The sequence below is a fragment of the Streptomyces sp. NRRL S-337 genome, assembly GCF_000720175.1.
Lineage (GTDB): Bacteria > Actinomycetota > Actinomycetes > Streptomycetales > Streptomycetaceae > Streptomyces > Streptomyces siderophoricus.
Genome location: NZ_JOIX01000031.1, coordinates 1 through 19,905, shown reverse-complemented (window position 1 = coordinate 19,905; position 19,905 = coordinate 1). Strand labels below are relative to the sequence as shown.

General features: G+C 73.2%; 16 protein-coding genes. 5 read left to right on the top strand and 11 right to left on the bottom strand.

What is annotated here, in order from left to right; translation table 11 throughout:
* Positions 1-314 precede the first annotated feature (314 nt).
* The 4 genes from IG62_RS0122010 to IG62_RS0121995 all read right to left on the bottom strand — a co-directional run bounded on the left by IG62_RS0122010 (position 315) and on the right by IG62_RS0121995 (position 4,407).
* Positions 315-2,039: a beta-N-acetylhexosaminidase gene (locus IG62_RS0122010; protein WP_078872151.1), complete on the bottom strand. Its 1,725-nt coding sequence runs from the start codon at positions 2,037-2,039 to the stop codon at positions 315-317.
* A gap of 417 nt (positions 2,040-2,456) precedes the next feature.
* The gene (locus IG62_RS42125; RefSeq protein WP_037809130.1) at positions 2,457-2,750 is read right to left on the bottom strand and encodes a DUF3039 domain-containing protein; all 294 of its coding nucleotides are present in this window, start codon (positions 2,748-2,750) and stop codon (positions 2,457-2,459) included.
* 113 nt (positions 2,751-2,863) lie between these two features.
* Positions 2,864-3,550 carry a hypothetical protein gene (locus tag IG62_RS0122000; RefSeq protein ID WP_030805801.1) on the bottom strand — a complete coding sequence of 229 codons (687 nt, stop codon included), beginning with the start codon at positions 3,548-3,550 and terminating at the stop codon, positions 2,864-2,866.
* 185 nt (positions 3,551-3,735) lie between these two features.
* Positions 3,736-4,407, bottom strand: coding sequence for a YqgE/AlgH family protein (locus IG62_RS0121995; protein WP_030805798.1), 672 nt, complete (start codon positions 4,405-4,407; stop codon positions 3,736-3,738).
* Between the two features lie 324 nt (positions 4,408-4,731).
* Between IG62_RS0121995 and murA the strand changes: the two genes are divergently transcribed.
* Positions 4,732-6,078, top strand: coding sequence for a UDP-N-acetylglucosamine 1-carboxyvinyltransferase (gene murA / locus IG62_RS0121990; RefSeq protein WP_030805795.1), 1,347 nt, complete (start codon positions 4,732-4,734; stop codon positions 6,076-6,078).
* A gap of 276 nt (positions 6,079-6,354) precedes the next feature.
* Here murA and IG62_RS0121985 read toward each other — a convergent pair whose 3' ends face one another.
* The 7 genes from IG62_RS0121985 to IG62_RS0121955 all read right to left on the bottom strand — a co-directional run bounded on the left by IG62_RS0121985 (position 6,355) and on the right by IG62_RS0121955 (position 15,998).
* Entirely contained in the window at positions 6,355-6,636 is a 282-nt protein-coding gene (locus tag IG62_RS0121985; protein WP_006605312.1) for an HU family DNA-binding protein, read from the bottom strand.
* Positions 6,637-6,969: 333 nt separating this feature from the next.
* Positions 6,970-8,403 carry an NAD-dependent malic enzyme gene (locus IG62_RS0121980; RefSeq protein WP_030805783.1) on the bottom strand — a complete coding sequence of 478 codons (1,434 nt, stop codon included), beginning with the start codon at positions 8,401-8,403 and terminating at the stop codon, positions 6,970-6,972.
* 399 nt (positions 8,404-8,802) lie between these two features.
* A complete protein-coding gene (locus IG62_RS0121975) occupies positions 8,803-11,217 on the bottom strand; it encodes a HelD family protein (protein ID WP_030805780.1) in 2,415 nt (804 codons plus the stop codon).
* Positions 11,218-11,415: 198 nt separating this feature from the next.
* Complete coding sequence (locus tag IG62_RS0121970; protein ID WP_030805778.1) at positions 11,416-12,165, bottom strand: anti-sigma factor family protein; 750 nt, start codon at positions 12,163-12,165, stop codon at positions 11,416-11,418.
* On the bottom strand, positions 12,162-12,701 hold the full coding sequence (locus IG62_RS0121965) for a sigma-70 family RNA polymerase sigma factor (protein ID WP_078872150.1): 540 nt from the start codon (positions 12,699-12,701) through the stop codon (positions 12,162-12,164). The genes IG62_RS0121970 and IG62_RS0121965 overlap by 4 nt, the downstream gene beginning before the upstream one ends.
* Positions 12,702-12,955: 254 nt before the next feature.
* Positions 12,956-14,083 carry a uroporphyrinogen-III synthase gene (locus tag IG62_RS0121960; protein ID WP_037838956.1) on the bottom strand — a complete coding sequence of 376 codons (1,128 nt, stop codon included), beginning with the start codon at positions 14,081-14,083 and terminating at the stop codon, positions 12,956-12,958.
* A gap of 514 nt (positions 14,084-14,597) precedes the next feature.
* Positions 14,598-15,998 carry a nitrate/nitrite transporter gene (locus tag IG62_RS0121955; protein WP_051798416.1) on the bottom strand — a complete coding sequence of 467 codons (1,401 nt, stop codon included), beginning with the start codon at positions 15,996-15,998 and terminating at the stop codon, positions 14,598-14,600.
* 494 nt (positions 15,999-16,492) lie between these two features.
* On the opposite strand from IG62_RS0121955, the gene IG62_RS46510 reads away from it, so the two are divergent.
* From IG62_RS46510 to IG62_RS42115, 4 genes are all read left to right on the top strand, one after another.
* A complete protein-coding gene (locus IG62_RS46510) occupies positions 16,493-16,660 on the top strand; it encodes a lasso RiPP family leader peptide-containing protein (RefSeq protein WP_107053038.1) in 168 nt (55 codons plus the stop codon).
* A gap of 96 nt (positions 16,661-16,756) precedes the next feature.
* Positions 16,757-19,183 (top strand): asparagine synthase-related protein, encoded by a 2,427-nt coding sequence (locus IG62_RS48870; RefSeq protein ID WP_051798404.1) that lies wholly within the window; start codon positions 16,757-16,759, stop codon positions 19,181-19,183.
* Complete coding sequence (locus IG62_RS0121940) at positions 19,180-19,437, top strand: lasso peptide biosynthesis PqqD family chaperone (protein ID WP_030805764.1); 258 nt, start codon at positions 19,180-19,182, stop codon at positions 19,435-19,437. The genes IG62_RS48870 and IG62_RS0121940 overlap by 4 nt, the downstream gene beginning before the upstream one ends.
* Positions 19,434-19,769 carry a lasso peptide biosynthesis B2 protein gene (locus tag IG62_RS42115; protein WP_324604642.1) on the top strand — a complete coding sequence of 112 codons (336 nt, stop codon included), beginning with the start codon at positions 19,434-19,436 and terminating at the stop codon, positions 19,767-19,769. Before IG62_RS0121940 ends, IG62_RS42115 begins: the two co-directional genes overlap by 4 nt.
* Positions 19,770-19,905: the final 136 nt, after the last annotated feature.

Here is a 19,905-nt window from a genome sequence, read left to right as displayed (position 1 = left end):
AGTTCCGCTCCGCCGTACGGTACGTGCTCACAGCCCGGACGTGGCAACTCTGGCACATCTTCCCGGACCCTCGGCGCGAGGGTCCGCGAAGGGACGATCCGTCCCCGGACAGGGTGCTGGTCCGGATTCGTCCGCCACCGCCGGTGAAGTCCGCGGTCGGGCCCGCCGGCGGGGCGTGGTGCGGGTGCGGGGTGCGCCCGGGCGGGGCGCGCGCCGTCGTACGGCGGTGCTCGGTACGGCGGTGCGGGGAGGAACCGCCGTGTGTACCACCGTCCCAGGGTCCGGCCGTACGGGCGCCCTCCTTGCCCCGGGGCTCACACGTTTGGGGGCGCCCCGTCGATCGGGCGTCCGAGCACCCCGGGGCGTTTCTGCCAGGGATGGGGGCCGCCGGGTGGCCGGTAGTCGACGCCGAGGGCGTCGAGGCGGCCGTAGTGGACGGCCATCCGGCGCAGGAATTCCTGGTGGTCGCGGTCGGCCGGGGCCGGCAGGTGGGACCAGGCGACCTCGGCGAACGCGGCGAGCCGGGGGAAGACCTGGTAGTCGAGGCGCTGCTGACCGTCCATGACCTCGGTCCAGGCGTTGGCCTGGGTGCCCAGGACGTGCGCGGCCTGCTCGGGCGTCAGCTCCGGTGGCACCGGCTCAAAGCGGTGGACGTCCTCCAGGGTCCGTACGTAGCCGATCGGCACCGGCTCGTTCGGGGACGGGTCCTGACGGTGGTCCAGGTAGACCTGCTGTTCGGGGCACATGACGACGTCGTGGCCGGATTTGGCGGCCGCGACCCCGCCGGCGTAGCCCCGCCACGAGGAGACGGCCGCCCCCTCGGCCAGGCCGCCTTCGAGGATCTCGTCCCAGCCGATGAGCCGCCGGCCGCGGTCGGCGAGCCAGCGGTCGAAGTGCCGGACGAACCAGCTCTGCAGCTCGTCCTCGCCGGCCAGCGAGAGCTCGGCGATCCGGGCCTGGGCGGTGGCGGAGGCCCGCCACTGGTCCTTGGGGCACTCGTCGCCGCCGATGTGCACGAAGCGGGACGGGAAGAGTTCGAGGACCTCTTCGAGGACGTGCTCGTAGAACCGCAGGGTGGTGTCGGTGGGTGCCAGTACGTTGGGGTTGACGCCCCAGGTGTCCCAGACCTTCAGGGAGGTGGTGTCGATGACGTCGGTGTTGCCGAGTTCCGGATACGCGGCGATGGCGGCCTGCGAGTGTCCGGGGACGTCGATCTCGGGGACGACGGTGATGTGCCGCCGGGCGGCGTAGGCGACGATCTCGCGGATGTCGTCCTGGGTGTAATAGCCGCCGTGCGGGCGCTCGTCCCAGAGCGGGGAGGCCCGGTGGCCGAGTTTGGTGCGGGCGCGCCAGGCACCGGTTCCGGTCAGTTTCGGGTAGCGCCTGATCTCGATGCGCCAGCCCTGGTCGTCGGTCAGGTGCAGGTGCAGGACGTTGAGTTTGTGCGCGGCGAGCAGGTCGAGGTAGCGCAGCACGCCGTCCTTGGGCAGGAAGTGCCGGGCGACGTCGAGCAGCATGCCGCGCCAGCCGAAGCGGGGGCCGTCCTCGACGGTCAGTTGCGGGAGGGCGGCGGGCTGTCCGGGGGTGAGCGGGGCGCGGCGGAAGGCGTGCGGGCCGAGGAGCTGACGGAGCGTCTGGGCGCCCCAGAAGACACCGGCCGGGCCGCCGCCGGTGATGCGTACGCCCCAGCGGGCGTCGGCCTCCAGGCGGTAGCCCTCCGCGGGAAGGGCCGGGTCGAGGGCCAGCGCGAGGGTGTCGGTGGCGTCGGGTGAGCCGGGCGGCAGCGGCAGGCCGAAGGCGTCGCCGAGGGTGGCCCGCAGCCACAGCGCGGTGTCCTCGGTGCCGGGTGCGGCGGCGAGCGCGGTGTCCGGGCCGAGCCGGACGGCGCCGCCGGACGGGGTGTCGATGCTCAGCGGCGCGGGAATGAGACCGGCGCCCGGTACGGGCGGGGTACCGGGGTCGGGCACGGCAGCGGTGCCCGGGGCCGGTCGGGCCGCGGGGGCGTCCGGGTGGTGCGTGGGGCCGTCGGTGTCCGGCATGCCGTCTGTCCTCCACCGCGCCCCCGGGCCCGGGACCGGCCGGCGCTGTAGGCGTACGGAGAGCACCCGCCCGTGCCGCGGGCGATGTCACGGACGGTGCCGCGGGCGGTGTCGGGGTCGATGCTGCCATCTGCCGGTCCGGCGAGGCCCGTGATCCGGCCAACTCGTCGTCCGGCCTGCCGTCGGCATGCCGTCGGCATCGCGTCAGCGTGCCGTCCCGTGATTCCCGAAGACGGGGGCCGTGGATCCCCTCCGGGGCCGGCCGTCCCGTCGAACCGCCGCCGCCCCTCGCATCCCCGTCCCTCGCATCCCCGGAGGACGCCGGTCAGGTGTCGGCGCGTGGGTGTGCGGGCACGACGGCGGGCCCGGGCCCCGAAAGGTCCGGACCCGTGCCCGCGGCGGGCCGGTGGGCAGCGGTTACTTCTTGCCGCCGTCCTTGCCGCCCTTGTCCTTGTCGCCACCGGCGCCCATGGACTCGTAGATCTCCTTGCACATGGGGCAGACCGGGTACTTCTTCGGGTCGCGGCCCGGGACCCAGACCTTGCCGCAGAGCGCCACGACGGGGGTACCGTCGAGCGCGCTCGCCATGATCTTGTCCTTCTGGACGTAGTGGGCGAAGCGCTCGTGGTCGCCGTCGCCGTGCGACACCTGCGGTGTCGGCTCTACGAGGGTCCCCGTACCTGCCCCGCGCTCGGGCTCAAGAGTGCTCATAGCTGCCAAGGGTACTCACGCCCGCGACGACCCGGGAGCGACGGCCCGCCGCCGGGTGGAGCGCGAGACCCGCCGCCGCGGGACCCGCCCGGACGTCCGCCGGGTCCGCCTTCTCAGGAAGCCGAAGCCACCGCCAGCCCGCCGCGGTCGCCGGAGGTCAGGCCCAGCTTCTCGGCGAAGGCCAGCGCGGCCTCCGGCCGGACCTCGTACCAGGAGTCCTTGTCGCAGACCGCGTCCAGCAGCGCGGCGATCTCCGGCCCGCCGACCGCACGGGCCTCGGCGGCGGCGATGAAGGCGCGGACCGCGTCCGCCGCGTCGACCTCGGTCTCCGTACGGGCCACGAGGTCGTCGACGATCCGGCCGATCGACGCGTCACCGGGGGCGGCCCAGCTCATCGCCATCTCCAGGCCGTCGTCCGGCAGCTTCTCGGGATACGGGGCGCGGGCCCAGGCGCCGTCCTGCCACCAGTAGACGAATCCGAAGAGGTTCCCCTGGGCGTCGTCCGTCAGCTGCTCCCAGGGCAGCCACTCGGGTCCGCCGGCCAGGAAGTCGATCTGGCGGTCACCGCTGTGGGTGTAGCTGCCGTCCGAGTCCTGGCCGCAGAGCAGCGCCCGGCCGCCGTCGTACAGCTTCAGCCGCCACCAGTAGCTGCCGCCGCCGTTCCAGCACTCGAGTCCGTGCTTCCCCCAGGAGAATTCGTCCCAGTCGTCCACCGCCGCGGCGACCACCGCGAGCGTCGCGGCCCGCGCCCACAGCCGCTCCGGATGGTCCAGATCCCCGGGCACACTCGGCCTGTGCATAGGCACTCTCCCCCGCTGTCCTGCGCGGCCCCGCCGACGCGGCCGCACACCGTCCCCTGTCACTCGAACCATAGCGACGGGCACTGACAATTCCTCATGACGAAGCCGTCACAATAATCCAGCGCTCAACAAAAATCCGGCGTTCCGCGGGACCTCCCCGGCGACCGGAGGACCGGGCGTCGCGCTCAGTTCAGCGACGGGTCGTCCGGGTACGTGGCCACCATCGCCAGCTCGTTGCGCTGCCGCCGCAGGACCGCGCGCCACAGCTGTTCCGGGTCGGGCGAGGAGACGTCGCCCGGTTCCGACTCGACGACGTACCAGGCGCCCTCGACCAGCTCGTCCTCCAGCTGGCCCGGACCCCAGCCCGCGTAACCGGCGAAGATCCGCAGACTGCCGAGCACGGCCGCGAGGAGCTCGGGCGGGGCCTCCAGATCGACCAGGCCGATCGCGCCGTGCACCCGGCGCCAGCCCAGCGGCTCCTCGGCCGGCTGCACGCCCGCCCGGTCGGCGACCTGGGCGCCGGCCGTCTCCCCCGCCTCGGCGCCGGGGCCGGCCCCCGTACCGATGGGGGGCATGCCGCCCTCGCCGAAGGCCCCGCCGGGCACCACCGCCACCCCGAGCGCCGAATCCAGCGAGACCGGGCCGCCCTGGAAGACCACGCCCGGCTCACCGGTCAGCGCGGCCCAGGGCGCGAGGATGTCCGCGACGCCCACCGGGGTGGGGCGGTTGAGGACCACGCCGAGGGAGCCCTCCTCGTCGTGGTCGAGGAGCAGCACCACCGCGCGGTCGAAGTTCGGGTCCGCAAGCGCGGGCGTCGCGACGAGCAGCCGGCCTGTGAGCGAGGACACCTCGGTCATGGCCACATGATCCCGCACTTCTGCCCCGAGCGGGGGGTCAAAGCCGTGACCGGTGCGAGCGCAGGGAAGGGCGTACGGCGGCAGCCCCGGCGCACGGCACCGGCCCCTCACGAGCGCCGGCCCCAACCCGGCTTCGTCACAGTGCATTTAAGACAATCTGCAACTTTTCCGCCAAAAGGCGATTACAGATCAAAGGGTGACCGTAGCCGAGCGTGTTGTGACAAAGCCATTACATGCTCAGAGGCCGCACGGGCTTACGGGCACCCCCTCGGACGCCCTTACCATTTCAGCTTGGCCCTGCCCGTCTCCAGGAACGCGAGATCCATGACCGTCTCTACTGACGACGTACTGCTTGTCCACGGCGGCACCCCGCTGGAGGGCGAGATCCGGGTTCGCGGTGCGAAGAACCTTGTGCCCAAGGCCATGGTCGCCGCCCTGCTCGGCAGCGGACCCAGCCGGCTGCGCAACGTGCCCGACATCCGCGACGTACGCGTGGTGCGCGGACTGCTGCAGCTGCACGGCGTCACGGTCCGCCCGGGCGACGAGCCCGGCGAGCTGGTCCTCGACCCGTCGCACGTGGAGAGCGCCAACGTCGCCGACATCGACGCGCACGCCGGCTCCTCGCGGATCCCGATCCTGTTCTGCGGCCCGCTGCTGCACCGCCTCGGCCACGCCTTCATCCCGGGCCTGGGCGGCTGCGACATCGGCGGCCGCCCGGTGGACTTCCACTTCGACGTGCTGCGCCAGTTCGGCGCGAAGATCGAGAAGCGCGCCGACGGGCAGTACCTGGAGGCCCCGCAGCGGCTGCGCGGCACCAAGATCCGGCTGCCGTACCCGTCGGTCGGCTCGACCGAGCAGGTGCTGCTGACCGCCGTACTGGCGGAGGGCGTCACCGAGCTGTCGAACGCCGCGGTGGAGCCGGAGATCGAGGACCTGATCTGCGTGCTCCAGAAGATGGGCGCGATCATCTCCATGGACACCGACCGGACGATCCGGATCACCGGTGTCGACAAGCTCAACGGCTACACCCACCGGGCCCTCCCGGACCGCCTGGAGGCCGCCTCCTGGGCGTCCGCGGCGCTCGCCACCGAGGGCAACATCTACGTCCGGGGCGCCCAGCAGCGCTCCATGATGACCTTCCTCAACACCTTCCGCAGGGTCGGCGGCGCCTTCGAGATCGACGACGAGGGCATCCGCTTCTGGCACCCGGGCGGCTCGCTCAACGCCATCGCCCTGGAGACCGACGTCCACCCCGGTTTCCAGACCGACTGGCAGCAGCCGCTGGTCGTCGCCCTCACCCAGGCGTCCGGCCTGTCCATCGTCCACGAGACGGTCTACGAGTCCCGGCTCGGCTTCACTTCCGCCCTCAACCAGATGGGCGCGCACATCCAGCTCTACCGGGAGTGCCTGGGCGGCTCGGCCTGCCGCTTCGGCCAGCGCAACTTCCTGCACTCCGCGGTGGTCTCCGGACCGACCAAGCTGCAGGGCTCCGACCTGGTCATCCCGGACCTGCGCGGTGGCTTCTCGTACCTGATCGCGGCGCTGGCGGCGCAGGGCACCTCCCGGGTGCACGGCATCGACCTGATCAACCGCGGCTACGAGAACTTCATGGAGAAGCTCGTCGAGCTGGGCGGCCATGTGGAGCTGCCCAACGGGGCGCTGAGCCACTGACGACGCCCGGGCACCACGGCGCGCCGCGCCTGTGCCCGTAGGACCACGCCGTGAGGGGCGGCCACCAGCCGGTGGCCGCCCCTCACGGCTGTCAGGGGCCTTCCGGGCCGCGGGGCGGCCCGGAAGGTGCCGGGCGGCGTTTACCGCCCCGTACGGCCGTGGTGGCGCCCCGGCAGAGCCGTACGGACGGGTGCGGGCAGGGCCGCGCGGTGGGCGGGTACGACGAAGGCGGCCGCCCCCGTCGGGGCAGCCGCCTCGTTACGCCGTTTCAGGGCCTTACTTGCCCTTGGCGGCTTCCTTGAGCTTGGAGCCCGCGGACACCTTCACGCTGTAGCCGGCCGGGATCTGGATCGGGTCGCCGGTCTGCGGGTTGCGCGCGGTGCGAGCGGCACGGTGGGTGCGCTCGAAGGTCAGGAAGCCGGGGATGGTGACCTTCTCGTCGCCCTTGGCGACGACCTCGCCGGTCACCTCGGCGAGGGCGGCCAGAACGGCGTCGGCGTCCTTGCGGGTCACCTCGGCGCGATCGGCCAGAGCGGCCACCAGCTCACTGCGGTTCATGTTTGTACTCCCGTGTTCTTCTTGCCAATGAGGCGTGCCACGCGACCGGAGCCGCATGTTGGGCACAGCGAAGCCGATGCTGCCAGGGTCCTCGGACAGTCCCCGGACCCGGGTCTGCCTGCCAGACCCTCGCGCCCGAATACGCATCCTGCCCCTACCTGCGGCAGTAAAGCCAATCCGGCGCCCTGGCGGGTCACACGAAAAGCGCCACTGCCACATGGTGATGACGTTCCGCACCGTCCCGCTCCGGGACCGGAGCCACAGGATGGCGGCCATTGCTGCCCGCCACCCTATGGGGGCCGTCGTGACGGCGTGTCCCGCGACGCGCCGTTGTCAGACCGTCGTGGCCGTCGTCACAGCCGGGTCGCTGCCCTTGGCCGCCTCCCGCACCGCACCGGCCACCGCGCCCGCGACCTTCTCGTTGAAGACGCTGGGAATGATGTAGTTCGGGTTGACCTCGTCCTCCAGGACGACGTTCGCGAGGGCGCGGGCCGCGGCCAGCATCATCTCGGTGTTCACCGTACGGGAGTGGGCGTCCAGGAGGCCGCGGAATACCCCGGGGAACACCAGGACGTTGTTGATCTGGTTCGGGAAGTCGGAGCGGCCGGTGGCCACGACGGCGGCCGTCTGCCGGGCGATGGCCGGATCGACCTCGGGGTCGGGGTTGGCGAGTGCGAACACGATCGCGCCCTCGGCCATCTTCGCCACGTCGTCGCCGTCGAGGACGTTGGGTGCCGAGACGCCGATGAAGACGTCCGCGCCGACCACGGCGTCCTTGAGGGTGCCGGTGACGCCCTCGGGGTTGGTGTTGTCGGCGATCCAGCGCAGCGCGGAGTCCGGGTCGGCGTCGACCAGGTCCGTGCGGCCGGCGTGCACCACGCCGTGGATGTCGGCGACGACGGCGTGCCCGACGCCGGCGGCCAGCAGCAGCTTGAGGATGGCGGTGCCGGCCGCGCCGGCGCCGGACATCACGACCCGGACGTCCTCGATCTTCTTGCCGACGACGCGCAGCGCGTTGGTGAGGGCGGCGAGCACCACGATGGCGGTGCCGTGCTGGTCGTCGTGGAAGACCGGGATGTCCAGCGCCTCGCGCAGCCGCGCCTCGATCTCGAAGCAGCGGGGCGCGGAGATGTCCTCCAGGTTGATGCCGGCGAAGCCGGGGGCGATGGCCTTGACGATCTCCACGATGGCGTCGGTGTCCTGGGTGTCCAGGCACAGCGGCCAGGCGTCGATGCCGGCGAAGCGCTTGAAGAGGGCCGCCTTGCCCTCCATGACGGGCAGTGCGGCCTTGGGGCCGATGTTGCCCAGGCCCAGGACCGCGGAGCCGTCCGTGACGACCGCGACGCTGTTGCGCTTGATCGTCAGGCGGCGGGCGTCCTCGGGGTTGTCGGCGATGGCCTGGCAGACCCGGGCGACGCCGGGGGTGTAGACCATGGAGAGGTCGTCGCGGTTGCGGATCGGGTGCTTCGACGACATCTCGATCTTGCCGCCGAGGTGCATCAGGAACGTACGGTCGGACACCTTGCCGAGCGAGACGCCCTCGATGTTGCGGAGCTGCGCGACGATCTCGTTGGCGTGCGCGGTCGAGGTGGCCGCGATCGTGACGTCGATGCGGAGCTTCTCGTGCCCGGACGCAGTGACGTCGAGGCCGGTCACCGAGCCTCCGTGGGACTCGACGGCCGTGGTGAGCTGGGAGACCGCGGTTCCGCTCGCGGGCACCTCCAGCCGGACCGTCATCGAGTAGGAGACGCTGGGCGCCGTTGCCATGGCCGACTTCCTCTGCTTTCACCGTTTCGCTGTGTATCGCTGCGTGTCACAGCGTTGTGCCGTCCGATCGTCGCACCTACCCCTGAGTACGCGGTAGCCGCCCGGGGTTCCGTGCGTTGTGTTCACCAGGAGGTGGCGACTTCGGAAATCCACTTCCACCATACGAGAAATGATCAGCCAAGCAAAGAGGCCCACGTCACGTGGTGACGTGGGCCTCCGAAGTAAGTGACACCGACCCGCCATGCTCGCCTCGCGGCAAGTGGTCGCTCGTAGCGACGATGGTTGGGCCCGGGGGCTTGGATCGAGCCGGTGCCGTCACCCAGGCTAACAAACCATCTCCGGAAGCGAATCCCGTCGTGGGGTACGGATTTCAGGTCCCCCCGGACGGGCCCGCCGGGCTCAGTCCCGCAGCAGGTCGGGCACCCCGGCCGGGTCCGGCTGGTCGCGCTCGGCGGACAGCACGGTCAGCTGCTGGGTGGCCCGGGTCAGCGCCACGTACAGCACCCGCAGCCCGGCCGGGGACTCGTCGGCGATCTCGGCCGGCGACACCACCAGCGTGGCGTCGTACTCCAGCCCCTTCGCCTCCAGGGAGCCCAGTGCCACCACCCGGTCACCGAGCGGGGCCAGCCAGCGGCGGGCCTGCTCGCGGCGGTGCATCGCCACCACGACGCCGACCGTGCCGTCCACCTCGCCCAGCAGCCGCTCGGCCTCCGCCGCCGTGGCGGCGGCCAGCGCAGCCTCACCGGCGGGCCCGGCACCGTCCCCGACGACCGCGAAGCGCGGCTGGAGGCCCGTCGAACGGACCGCCTTCGGGGACTGCATCCCGGGCATCGCCAGCGCCAGCACCTTCCCGGCCAGCTCGGCGATCTCCGCGGGATTGCGGTAGTTGACGGTGAGGGTGAAGCGGCGGCGCGGGCGGGTGCCGAGCGCCTCGTCGCGGGCGGCGGCCGCCTCGTCCGGGTCGGACCACGAGGACTGCGCCGGGTCGCCGACCACGGTCCAGGTGGCGTGCCGGCCGCGGCGGCCGACCATCCGCCACTGCATGGGCGTCAGGTCCTGCGCCTCGTCGACGATCACATGGGCGTAGTCGGTGCGCTCCTCCTCCAGGCGCTCGCGCCGGCGGCGACCCCCGCCGTTGCGGTCCGCGAACGTCGTCAGCTCCTCCAGGCCGGTCAGGTGCTCCAGCGGGTCCGCCTCGCGCGGGCGGGCCGGGCGCATCGGGGCGCCGAGGATCTGCTGCAGCTCGTCCAGCAGGGCGACGTCGTGCACCGACAGCGGGCCGTGCCCCGAGGCGTCCAACCGGCCCAGGGAGCGGGCCAGTTGGCGCACCTCGCGCGGGTTGAGGACGCGGCGCGCCCAGCAGCCCAGCAGCTTCTCGTCGGCCATCGCGGCGAGCACCCCGTGCGGGGTCAGCTCGGGCCACCAGGCGTCCAGGAACTCCTGGAACGAGGACTCGGTGATGAGGTCCTCGTCGAAGCCCCCGCGGGCCTCGGCGGCGAGCTCGGGGTCGGTGTAGCGGCGGCCGGCGCCCGACCTGGCCCACAGGGCGTCCAGGATCAGCCGCCGGGCCCGGGGACGCAGCAGGTTGACGGGCGCGGTGCCGCCGAGCGCGGAGTGCCGGATGGCGCGCAGCTCGTCGGCGTCCAGCTCGATCCGGGAGCCGAAGGCAACGACCCGGAGCCGGTCGGTCCGTACCGCCGGCGCGGTCTCCTCGTCGTCGCCGAACGCGAGCTGGCCCGCCGGACCCGACGGGGGCGCGGTGTCGCCCGGGGCCAGTTCCAGGGCGGCCCGGGCGGCCTTGCGCAGCAGCTTCTGCATCCGCGACGAGCCCTTGATGCGGGCCACCGCCGGCGGGTCGTAGGCGGTCGCCTCGGCGCCGTCGACGAGCGAGCCGAGCGCCCGGATGGCGACCTGGCCCTCCTCGCCGAGGGAGGGCAGCACGCCCTCGGTGTAGGCGACCAGCAGCGGCGTCGGGGAGACGATCAGGATGCCGCCGGCGTAACGGCGGCGGTCCTGGTAGAGGAGGTAGGCGGCACGGTGCAGGGCGACCGCCGTCTTGCCGGTGCCCGGCCCGCCCTCGACCTCGGTGACGGAGGCGGCGGGCGCCCGGATCACCATGTCCTGCTCGGCCTGGATGGACGCGACGATGTCCCGCATGGTGTGACTGCGGGCCCGGCCGAGCGCGGCCATCAGCGCGCCGTCACCGATCGCCGGGAGCTCCTCGCCGTCCAGGGTGGCGGTGATCTCCGGGCGCATCAGGTCGTCCTCCACGCCGAGCACCTTGCGGCCCTTGGAGCGGATCACCCGGCGGCGGACGACCCGGCCGGGCGCCACCGGGGTGGCGCGGTAGAAGGGTGCGGCGGCCGGCGCCCGCCAGTCGATGACCAGCGGGGAGTAGTCCGCGTCGAGGACGCCGAGCCGGCCGATGTGCAGCGTCTCGGCGATCTTGGCACGGTTGTCCTCGATCGCGCCCTCGGCGGGCTCGACGGAGGTGTACGCGCCGTCCGGGCCCTTCTTGCCGTCCTTGCCGAGGAGCAGATCGATCCGCCCGAAGAGGAAGTCCTCGTACTCGGAGTTCAGCCGGTGGAGATGGACACCGGCCTGGAAGACCTGGGCGTCACGCTCGGCGAACGCGCCGGGCGTGCCGACCTGGCCGCGCTTGGCGGCGTCGTCCATGAGGAACTCCGCCTCGTGGATCTTCTCCTCGAGGCGCCGGTAGACGCGGTCCAGGTGCGTCTGCTCGGCCTCGATCTCGCGGGCGCGAACCGATTCCGAGGCGTGGTCCGGTGCGTGCGTGGCGTTGTGCGCGGCCACCCAGGCCCCCTTCTGCTGTGCGTAGGGCAGCCGTCAACCGTACGCGAACCGGGCACCGTGCGCACCTGGTAAGAAGGACAAATCTGGGCGGATTCGGTCGGATGTTGATGCAGACCGTTACTTCGGGCGTCCTGGGCGGTCACGGGAGGGGCGTTGCGGGGCCCGCTCCGCCGCCCCTCGCCGCCCGCTCCGTGCGGCTCACGCCTTCACCGTGGCCAGTCGCCTGCCCTCCAGGGTGCTGATCTCGAAGTGATCGATCTCGTTCCGGTCGAGCGCCGCGCCGCCCGCCGCGTACAGGGGCTCGCGGTTCCACTTGGCCGCGCTCCCGGGGATGCCGTAGCCGCCCTCGGGGACCGCCCAGGTGGTGACGGTCTGTCGCCGGCCGTCCTTGCCGACCGCGACCAGGGAGCAGCTGAGCGGGCCCTTGACGTGCGCGAGTTGGAGGACGACCTGGGTGCCCCAGGGGCGGGCCGCCATGGACACGCCCGCGGAGACCTTGGTGTCCGGGTCGACGGAGTGGACCTGCTCGCCCTCGGCGTACTGGGCGCGCACCGCATTGGCCAGCGGGGGCGCCGGCACCGGCGCCTGCTCCGTACCGCCCTTGACGACGGAGACGGCGGCCAGCGGCCCGCCGACGATCAGCACGACGGCCGCGGCGACCAGGAACAGCCGGCGACGGGCCCGGCCGCGGCGGGTGGCGGCGACCTCGTCGAGCAGTCCGCCGAGGAGCCGGGGCCCGGGGACGGCGGTGAGCGTGGCCGGGGTGGGGGCGGACTCCTTGAACTCGGCCAGCACCGGAGTCAGGCCCATGAGTTCCTCGAGTTCGGCCGCGCACCGGTCACAACCGACGAGATGCCACTCGAACCGTTCGGCGTCGGCAGCGTCCAGCACGCCCAGCGCATAGGCGCCGACGTCGCTGTGCCGGTCCGGCTGCGTGGGCGGGATCACTCCGTCACTCCTCGTTCCTCGAGCGAGAGCCTCAGGGAGCGCAGCGCGTAGAAGACCCGGGACCGCACGGTCCCTGCGGGTACGCGCAGCACCTCCGCTGCCTCGTTGACCGTACGCTCCTTGAAGTACGTCTCCACGAGGGCCTCTCGGTGGGCCTGGCTCAGATCGCTCAGCGCCTCGGAGATCGTCATCGTGCGCAGCGCCCGGTCGATCACATCGGCGGCCGGCATCGTCTCCAGCGGTGTCGCATCGACCTCTTGCGGTCTGGCCTTCCGGCTCCGGTACCCGTCGATCACTATCCGCCGGGCCACGGTCACCAGCCAGGGCCGGATCGAACCGGTGGCGCGCTGCAGTTGATCGGCGTTGCGCCAGGCGCGCACCAGCGTCTCCTGGACCACGTCCTCCGCGCGGTGCCGGTCGCCCGCCACCAGTCGCAGGACGAAGGCGAGGAGCGGGCCCGCGTGCTCGTCATAGAGGGCTCGCATGAGCTCCTCGTCAGGTGTCGTCCTGTCTGCCACGACGGCATCCTTACGCACTCCAACTCCCGGGTCGAGAGCCCGGATCACCCAAGATCGCCGGGGACCTGGCCATGAATCGGACTTGCGGTGAGGAGTACGGACGGGACGGGCGGGGTGCTCAGGGGGCGGGAGAAAATTTTTCGGGGGGCGAGGTGGGGGGCGGAGGGTGTCGGGGTGTGGGGGGCGTCGGGGGTGGGGGCACGGGAGGCGCGTGGGGGCCTGAACCGGGGCTCCCCGCCCCCGTGGCCGTGAACCCGTGTCCGTGAACCCTCTTACGCCGCGCCGTACTTGTCCGTGTCCGCGTGCGGGTCCAACGACAGCCGGTAGCCGCGCTTGACGACGGTCTGGATCAGCTTCGGCGCGCCCAGCGCCACCCGCAGCCGGGCCATCGCGGTCTCCACGGCGTGCTCGTCCCGCCCCGACCCCGGCAGCACCCGCAGCAGCTCGGCGCGGGAGACGACCCAGCCGGGGCGCCGGGCCAGCGCCCGCAGCAGCGCCATGCCGGCCGGCGGCACCGGCCGCAGCGCGCCGTCCACCACGACCGCGTGCCCGCGGATCTCCAGCCGCCGCCCGGCCACCGGCAACGGCCGTGCGCGCCCGGGCAGTTCGCGGCACAGCAGCTGCACCAGCGGCCCCAGCCGGAAACGCTCGGGCTGGAACGTGGGCACGTCCTCGGCCTCCAGGGGCAGCGCGGTCACCGGCCCCACACACACGGGCAGCACCCCCTGCCGCAGCGCCGCCAGCACCTCCTCCCGGATGCCGCGCTCACCGGCCCGGCGCAACAGCGACGCGGCGGCGGGTGCGCTGGTGAACGTCACCGCGTCCAGGCCGCCGCCGATCACCGCGTCCAGCAGCCGGTCGACCGGACCGAGGTCCTCCGGCGGCATCCAGCGGTACACCGGGACGCCGATCACCTCCGCGCCGCCGGCCCGCAGCGCCTCCACGAAGCCGGGCAGCGGCTCGCCGTGCAGCTGTACGGCCACCCGCCGCCCGGACACCCCCTCCGCCAGCAGCCGCTCCAGCACCTCGGCCATCGACTCCGAGGCGGGCGACCACTTCTCGGTGAGCCCGGCGGCCCGGATCGCGCCCCGTACCTTCGGGCCGCGCGCCAGTATTTCGACACCGGTCAGCCGGTCCCGCAGCGCCTCGCCCAGCCCCCAGCCCTCCGCGGCCTCGATCCAGCCGCGGAACCCGATGGCCGTGGTGGCCACGACGACGTCCGGCGCATGACCGATCAACGCCCGGGTCACCGCGAGCAGTTCGGTGTCGTCCGGCAGCGGCACGATGCGCAGCGCGGGCGCGTGCATCACCTGGGCACCCCGCCGCTCCAGCAGGGCCCCCAGCTCCTCGGCCCGGCGGGCCGCGGTCACCCCGATGGTGAACCCGTCCAGCGGGCGCACAGGGGAAGCATCGGAAGCCGGCCCGGGGCCCCGGCCGGCGTCTGGGGGTTCAGCGACTCCCGGGGAAGCCGAGGCTGCCGCGGACGCCGGGGCATCCGGGGACGCCGGGGCTCCCGCTGCCGGCCCGGGGCCGGGCGCCGTCCGCGGCTCCCGCTCGTCGTGCTCCTGTTGCTGCTGATCGTGCATGGTCGTCCCGCTCCGCCCAGAGTGGTTGTGCTGCCTCGCGCTCCCCCGCCGCCGCGGCCCGGGCGGCGGGGAAGCTCCGGAATCCCGGGACCCCGACGTCCCCGGATCTCTGGCCCCGGGCCCCGGGCCCCGAGGAGCCACGGCCCCGAGGTGCGAGGTCCCGAAGTCCCGAGGTGTCGAGGTGTCGAGGTCCGGAAGTCCGCAGGTGTCCAGCCTGCCGACAGCACATGACAGGCCCGGTCCTCCAGTATTTCCCCCGGGTTACGCCGCCGCGCGGCCACCACGGGCAACCGGCCTCATATCCAGCCCCAGCAGCCCCATGCCGGCCTCACACCTCGGCGTGGACCGGCCGCCGCTCCGCATCCGCGGCCGCCTCACCCGCGCCGGCCCGCGCCGTACGCCGTGCGCGCGCCGCCGGCCGCAGGTATACGGCCCAGGTCACCACGGTGCACACCGCGTAGCAGACCAGGAACGACACGAAGGCCGGCGTACCCGACCCGGTGGTCAGGAACGACTGCCGGAAGGCGAGGTTGATGGCCAGCCCGCCGAGCGCGCCGACCGCGCCGATCAGCCCCATCGCCGCCCCCGACAGCCGCCGCCCGCTGGCCTCGGCCGCCTCCCCGGTCAGCCCGCGCCGGACCGCCTGCGCCTGGAAGATCCCCGGGATCATCTTGTACGTGGAGCCGTTGCCGAGCCCGGTCAGCACGAACAGCGCGATGAAGCCGACGAGGAACACCGGCAGCGACCGCGCCGCCGACGCGTAGATGACCACCGTGGTGGCCAGGGCCATCGCCAGGAAGTTCCCCAGGGTGATCCGGGCGCCGCCGAACCGGTCCGCCAGCCGGCCGCCGACCGGCCGCACCATCGACCCCAGCAGCGGCCCGATGAACGTCAGCGACGCCGCCTGGAGGGGCGTGCGCGCGAACTGGATCTGGAGCACCAGCCCGAACGCGAAGCTGTAGCCGATGAACGACCCGAACGTGCCGATGTACAGCAGCGACATCACCCAGGTGTGCGGCTCCCGGGCGGCGTCCAGGGCCGCTCCGGTGTCGTTCCGGACCGGCGCCAGGTTGTCCATGAACAGCGCCGCGAGCACCGCCGCGACCACGATCAGCGGCAGATAGACGGCGAGCACCAGCCGCGGCTGCGCGGCCCCGGCCGTACCGATCACCAGCAGCCCCAGCAGTTGGATCACCGGTACGCCGATGTTGCCGCCACCGGCGTTCAGGCCCAGTGCCCAGCCCTTCTTCCGTAGGGGATAGAAGGAGTTGATGTTCGTCATCGAGGAGGCGAAGTTGCCGCCGCCGACGCCCGCCAGAGCCGCGACCACCATGAACGTGGTGTAGGAGGTGCCCGGTTTCATCACCACCGCGGCCGCCGTCGCCGGCACCAGCAGCGTCAGCGCGCTGATCACCGTCCAGTTGCGCCCGCCGAACCGCGCCACCGCGAAGGTGTACGGCACCCGCAGCACCCCGCCCACCAGGGTCGGGATCGCGACCAGGAAGAACTTCCCGGCCGGATCGAATCCGTACTCCGGCCCCATGAACAGCACCATCACCGACCACAGGCTCCAGATGGAGAAGCCGACGTGCTCGGACAGTACGGAGAAGGCCAGATTCCGCCGGGCCACCCGCGCCCCGGTCTCCGCCCAGAACGTCTCGTCCTCGGGCTCCCACCGCTCGATCCACCGCCCGCCCCGCCGCGTCCGGCCACCGGGCGTGGTGCCCACGGGTGCCGGATCGGACGTCGGGGCGGACGCCGGGACGGACGTCGGACGGCTCGTTCGGTTTTCGTCAGGGCGGTCGCTGCCGTTGCGGCCTCCGCTGCCGCTTTCGATGCCGCCTTCGATGCTGCTGTCGCTACTGCTGTCGCTACGGGTGCCTGCCGCGGCCTCGGCCGTCATCGCGCCTCCCAGGGGGTCGGGTCCTCCCTGACGAAGCTAGGGACGGCGGGTTTCCGCGCCGTGGCAGCACGTGACCGCGGCGAAACCTTGCGCTCACGCGCCACCGGCCCTGTGCGTGAGCGACCTGGACGCAGAGGCGTACACGCCGGACGAAGTGACACCGAAGTGCCTCGCACGCCCCCTGACACCACTCGTTCGAGGTAATGGCAGGCGGCCGGGACGCTGTCAGCATTTTCGTCGAACGCGGTGAGTAATCACACGGGCACGTTCCGTGGCGAGGCGGCGCGAGCGTGCCCGGAGAAGAGCGAAGGGAGTGAACCATGCAGGACACGCACGAGGTGCCGACCGTCCCCGACATCACCGGCACCACCGCCACCGCCACCGACTACGAGCCGCCGCAGCTCGTCGAGGTGGGCAACTTCACCGAGCTGACGCTCGGCTACACCGGCTACCACTGGGACGGCTGGGCCGGCTTCTTCGGGTGGTGACGACCGGCAGCCCTGCCGGGCCTGACTCCCCGCGTCCCGGCAGGGCTGTGGCCGACCGTCCGGCGGCAACGCCCCTCCCCTTATGGCAGGTATCCCGTGGACTTCCTCGTCTTCCCCGACCACCCCGCAACCGACGCCCTCTGCCGGCACCTGCCCGCCGGTCCGCCCGCACAGATCCTCCGCCACCCCTCGGGCCGCCCCTGGATCGTGGGCCGATGGTCCGCGGACCAGATCCTGACAGCGGAGGCGGGCCCGCGCCGCGCCGTTCTCCTCGGCACCACCTCCGCCCGCCCGGACACCCTGGCCCGGCTGCTGCACGGTCCCGACGGCCTCGACGGCATCGCCCGGCGCACCCGCCAACTCCCCGGCAGCTACGTCCTCCTGGCCGCCGTCGGCCCGGAGCTGCGCTGTCAGGGCGACCTCGCGACGGTCCACCAGCTCCATCACGCCCGGATCGGCGGCATCACCGTCGCCGGCAACCAGCCCCAGAACCTGGCGGCGCTCGCCCGCAGCGCGGCCACCGGCGGACTGCCGCCCGGCGCCCCCGGCACCGGTCTGCTCGACGAGGAATCCCTGGCGCTGCGCCTGCTGTTCCCGTTCGCCCCGCTCCCCCTCGCCCTGCGCCCGCTGTGGCGCGCGGTACCGGCCGTCCCCCCAGGCCACCACCTCACCGTGGACGCCAACGGGCAGCCCACCGTGGCCCGTTGGTGGCAACCGCCGGAACCGGACGTCCCCCTGGAACGCGCCGCCGAGACCGTACGCCAGGCCCTCAGCGACGCCATAGCGGCCCGCACCCACCGCGCCCGACGCCAGGCCGAGCGGACCGAGCGGACCGAGCCGGCCGATACGGGCAGGGCCACGGGCGGAGCCACAAGCGGAGCCACCGGCGGAACCGCGGGCGCCTCCACCGGCGGAACCACGTACGGGGCAGGCCAGGCTCCGAGCCAGGCCGCGGCCCGTCCCACCCTCAGCGCCGACCTCTCCGGCGGCACCGACTCCACCGGCCTGTGCTTCCTCGCCGCCCAGGAGGACGTCCGGCTGATCACCACCTCCTGGGTGGGCCGCGATCCCGGCAACGACGACACCATGTGGAGCGCCCGCAGCGCGGCCTACCTGAGCGCCGCCGAACGCCAACGCGAACAGTCGGCCGCCCCAGGCTCAGACCCCGGCTGCGGTCGAACCCCACGCACAGAGGGGGACACCACCCACGGCCAGGGCAAGGGCAAAGAAAAAGGCAAGGACAAGAACAAGAGCGAGCGAAACGCGACGGGCGAGTACAGGCCGAGCGGAACGACCCCGGGCGGGAGCAGCGGGAGAGCCAGGGACAGGGGCAGAGGTAGCGGCGGAGGCAGCGGCAGGAGTACGGGCCACAGCCCGCGGTCGCGCTCACAGCCCCAGGCGGGCGAACACCTCTCGCTCCACCTCTCCCTCCCCTACGCCGACGCCCCCACCTGGTACACCCCGCCCCACCACCCCCTGACCCCCACCGCCACCGACCCGGCCGCCCCCCTCGCCCTCTTCCGGGAGGCCGCCCGGATCGCCCACCAGGCCCGTCTCGTCGCCGCCCGCGGCTCCCGGCTGCACCTCGTCGGCGTCGGCGGCGACGAACTGTTCGCCCACCGCCCGGCCGCCCTCAACTCCCTTGCCCGCAGCGATCTGCGCACCGCCGCCCGGCGCGCCTGGACGGTGCACCACCTCTGCCACTGGAAGACCTCCCAGACCCTGCGCACGCTGCTGGGCGGCCGCCCGTATCCGCGCTGGCTGGCCGGCAGCGCCTCCCGGGTGACCACCGGCGGTGATCCCCGGATCTGCGGCGCCGACTGGGAGGTCCTGCCCAGCCTGCCGCCGTGGGCACATCCGGACGCCGTCGCCACCGTCCGCCGGCTGCTGCGCGAGGCCGCCGCCGAGGCACCCGAACCGTTCGCGCCGCTGCGCTGCCAGCACGACATCGTGCGCGCCGCCGTCCGCTCCGGGGAGATCGTCCGCGGCGCCGTCGCCCTCACCGCCCCGCACGGCGTCGACTACGAGGCGCCGTTCCTCGACAACGCCGTCATCGACGCGGCGCTCACCCTCCAGCTCGCCGACCGCGCCCGGCCCGGCGTGTACAAGCCGCTGCTGACCCGTGCGCTGCGCGGCATCGTGCCCGACGCGGTGCTCGGCCGCGGCACGAAGGGCGAGCACAGCGCCGAGGTCTACGCCGGTCTGCGCGCCCACCGCGGCGCCCTGTCCGCGCTCTGCGACGACTCCCGCCTCGCCGAACGCGGTCTGATCCGACCCGCCGTCCTCCGGCACCACCTGACGTCGCTCCAGCCGCGGACCGACGCCCTGCGCGCACTGGACCCCACCCTCGCCACCGAGTACTGGCTCCGCGCACTCACCCCGGCGGCCGTCCCCGGGCCGTCCCGTCCCGCCCCCTCCCGCCCCGCACCGCTGTTTCCCACACCGCCGGTCTCCGCACCGCCGGTCTCCGCGCCACCGTTTCCCGCGCCACCCCTTTCCGCACCGGCCCGAGGCACCCCATGACCCTCGCAGTCGCCCCGCACGTCACCAGCACCCGCGCGGCCGACGGCACGGTCCTGCTCGACACCCGCACCGGCCGCTACTGGCAGATGAACGCGACCGCCACCCTCGTCCTCGACCACCTCCTCACCGGCGGAACCTGCCGGACCGCCGCCGAGGCATTACGCGCCCGCCACCCGTCCGCCGGCGACCACGCCGAGGCCGACGCCCGGGCCCTGCTGGACTCCCTGCTCACCGCCCGGCTGTTGACCCCATGAGCCACCCCGTCTCCTTCGAGAACCGCGCCCACCTCACCGTCCGCGAACGCTGCGCCGCCCACTGCGCCGTCACCGCCGCCCGCGCCCTGTCCCGCCTCTCCCCGCACCGGCTCTGCCGCCTGCTGGAACGCATCCGGCGCGGCGCCCGCCCCGCCACCGCCCCGGAAGCCCTGCGCGCCCGCCACACCGTGGTCACGGTCAGCAGACACTGCGCCGGCAACGGCTGCCTCCCCCGCTCCGTGGCCACCGCCCTCTTCTGCCGCCTCCGCGGCCGCTGGCCCCAGTGGTGCACCGGCTACGCACCCAGCCCTTCCGAGCCCACGCCTGGGTAGCCGTCAACGGCCGCCCCATCGGCGCCCCCCGACACCTCCCTCTACCACCCCCTCCTCACCATCCCGCCCCACCCGGAACCCAAGGGCTCGGCTTCGTAGATCCCTGCCCCAACTCACAGCCTCGGGGGGCTCCCCC

Excerpts from the sequence above, each read along its gene's own strand:
- IG62_RS0121980 (WP_030805783.1), bottom strand. The coding sequence starts at position 8,403 with ATGGCAACGGCGCCCAGCGTCTCCTACTCGATGACGGTCCGGCTGGAG.
- murA (WP_030805795.1), top strand. The coding sequence starts at position 4,732 with ATGACCGTCTCTACTGACGACGTACTGCTTGTCCACGGCGGCACCCCG.
- IG62_RS0121940 (WP_030805764.1), top strand. The coding sequence starts at position 19,180 with ATGACCCTCGCAGTCGCCCCGCACGTCACCAGCACCCGCGCGGCCGAC.
- IG62_RS46510 (WP_107053038.1), top strand. The coding sequence starts at position 16,493 with ATGCAGGACACGCACGAGGTGCCGACCGTCCCCGACATCACCGGCACC.
- IG62_RS42115 (WP_324604642.1), top strand. The coding sequence starts at position 19,434 with ATGAGCCACCCCGTCTCCTTCGAGAACCGCGCCCACCTCACCGTCCGC.
- IG62_RS0121995 (WP_030805798.1), bottom strand. The coding sequence starts at position 4,407 with ATGACCGAGGTGTCCTCGCTCACAGGCCGGCTGCTCGTCGCGACGCCC.
- IG62_RS42125 (WP_037809130.1), bottom strand. The coding sequence starts at position 2,750 with ATGAGCACTCTTGAGCCCGAGCGCGGGGCAGGTACGGGGACCCTCGTA.
- IG62_RS0121985 (WP_006605312.1), bottom strand. The coding sequence starts at position 6,636 with ATGAACCGCAGTGAGCTGGTGGCCGCTCTGGCCGATCGCGCCGAGGTG.
- IG62_RS0122000 (WP_030805801.1), bottom strand. The coding sequence starts at position 3,550 with ATGCACAGGCCGAGTGTGCCCGGGGATCTGGACCATCCGGAGCGGCTG.
- IG62_RS0122010 (WP_078872151.1), bottom strand. The coding sequence starts at position 2,039 with ATGCCGGACACCGACGGCCCCACGCACCACCCGGACGCCCCCGCGGCC.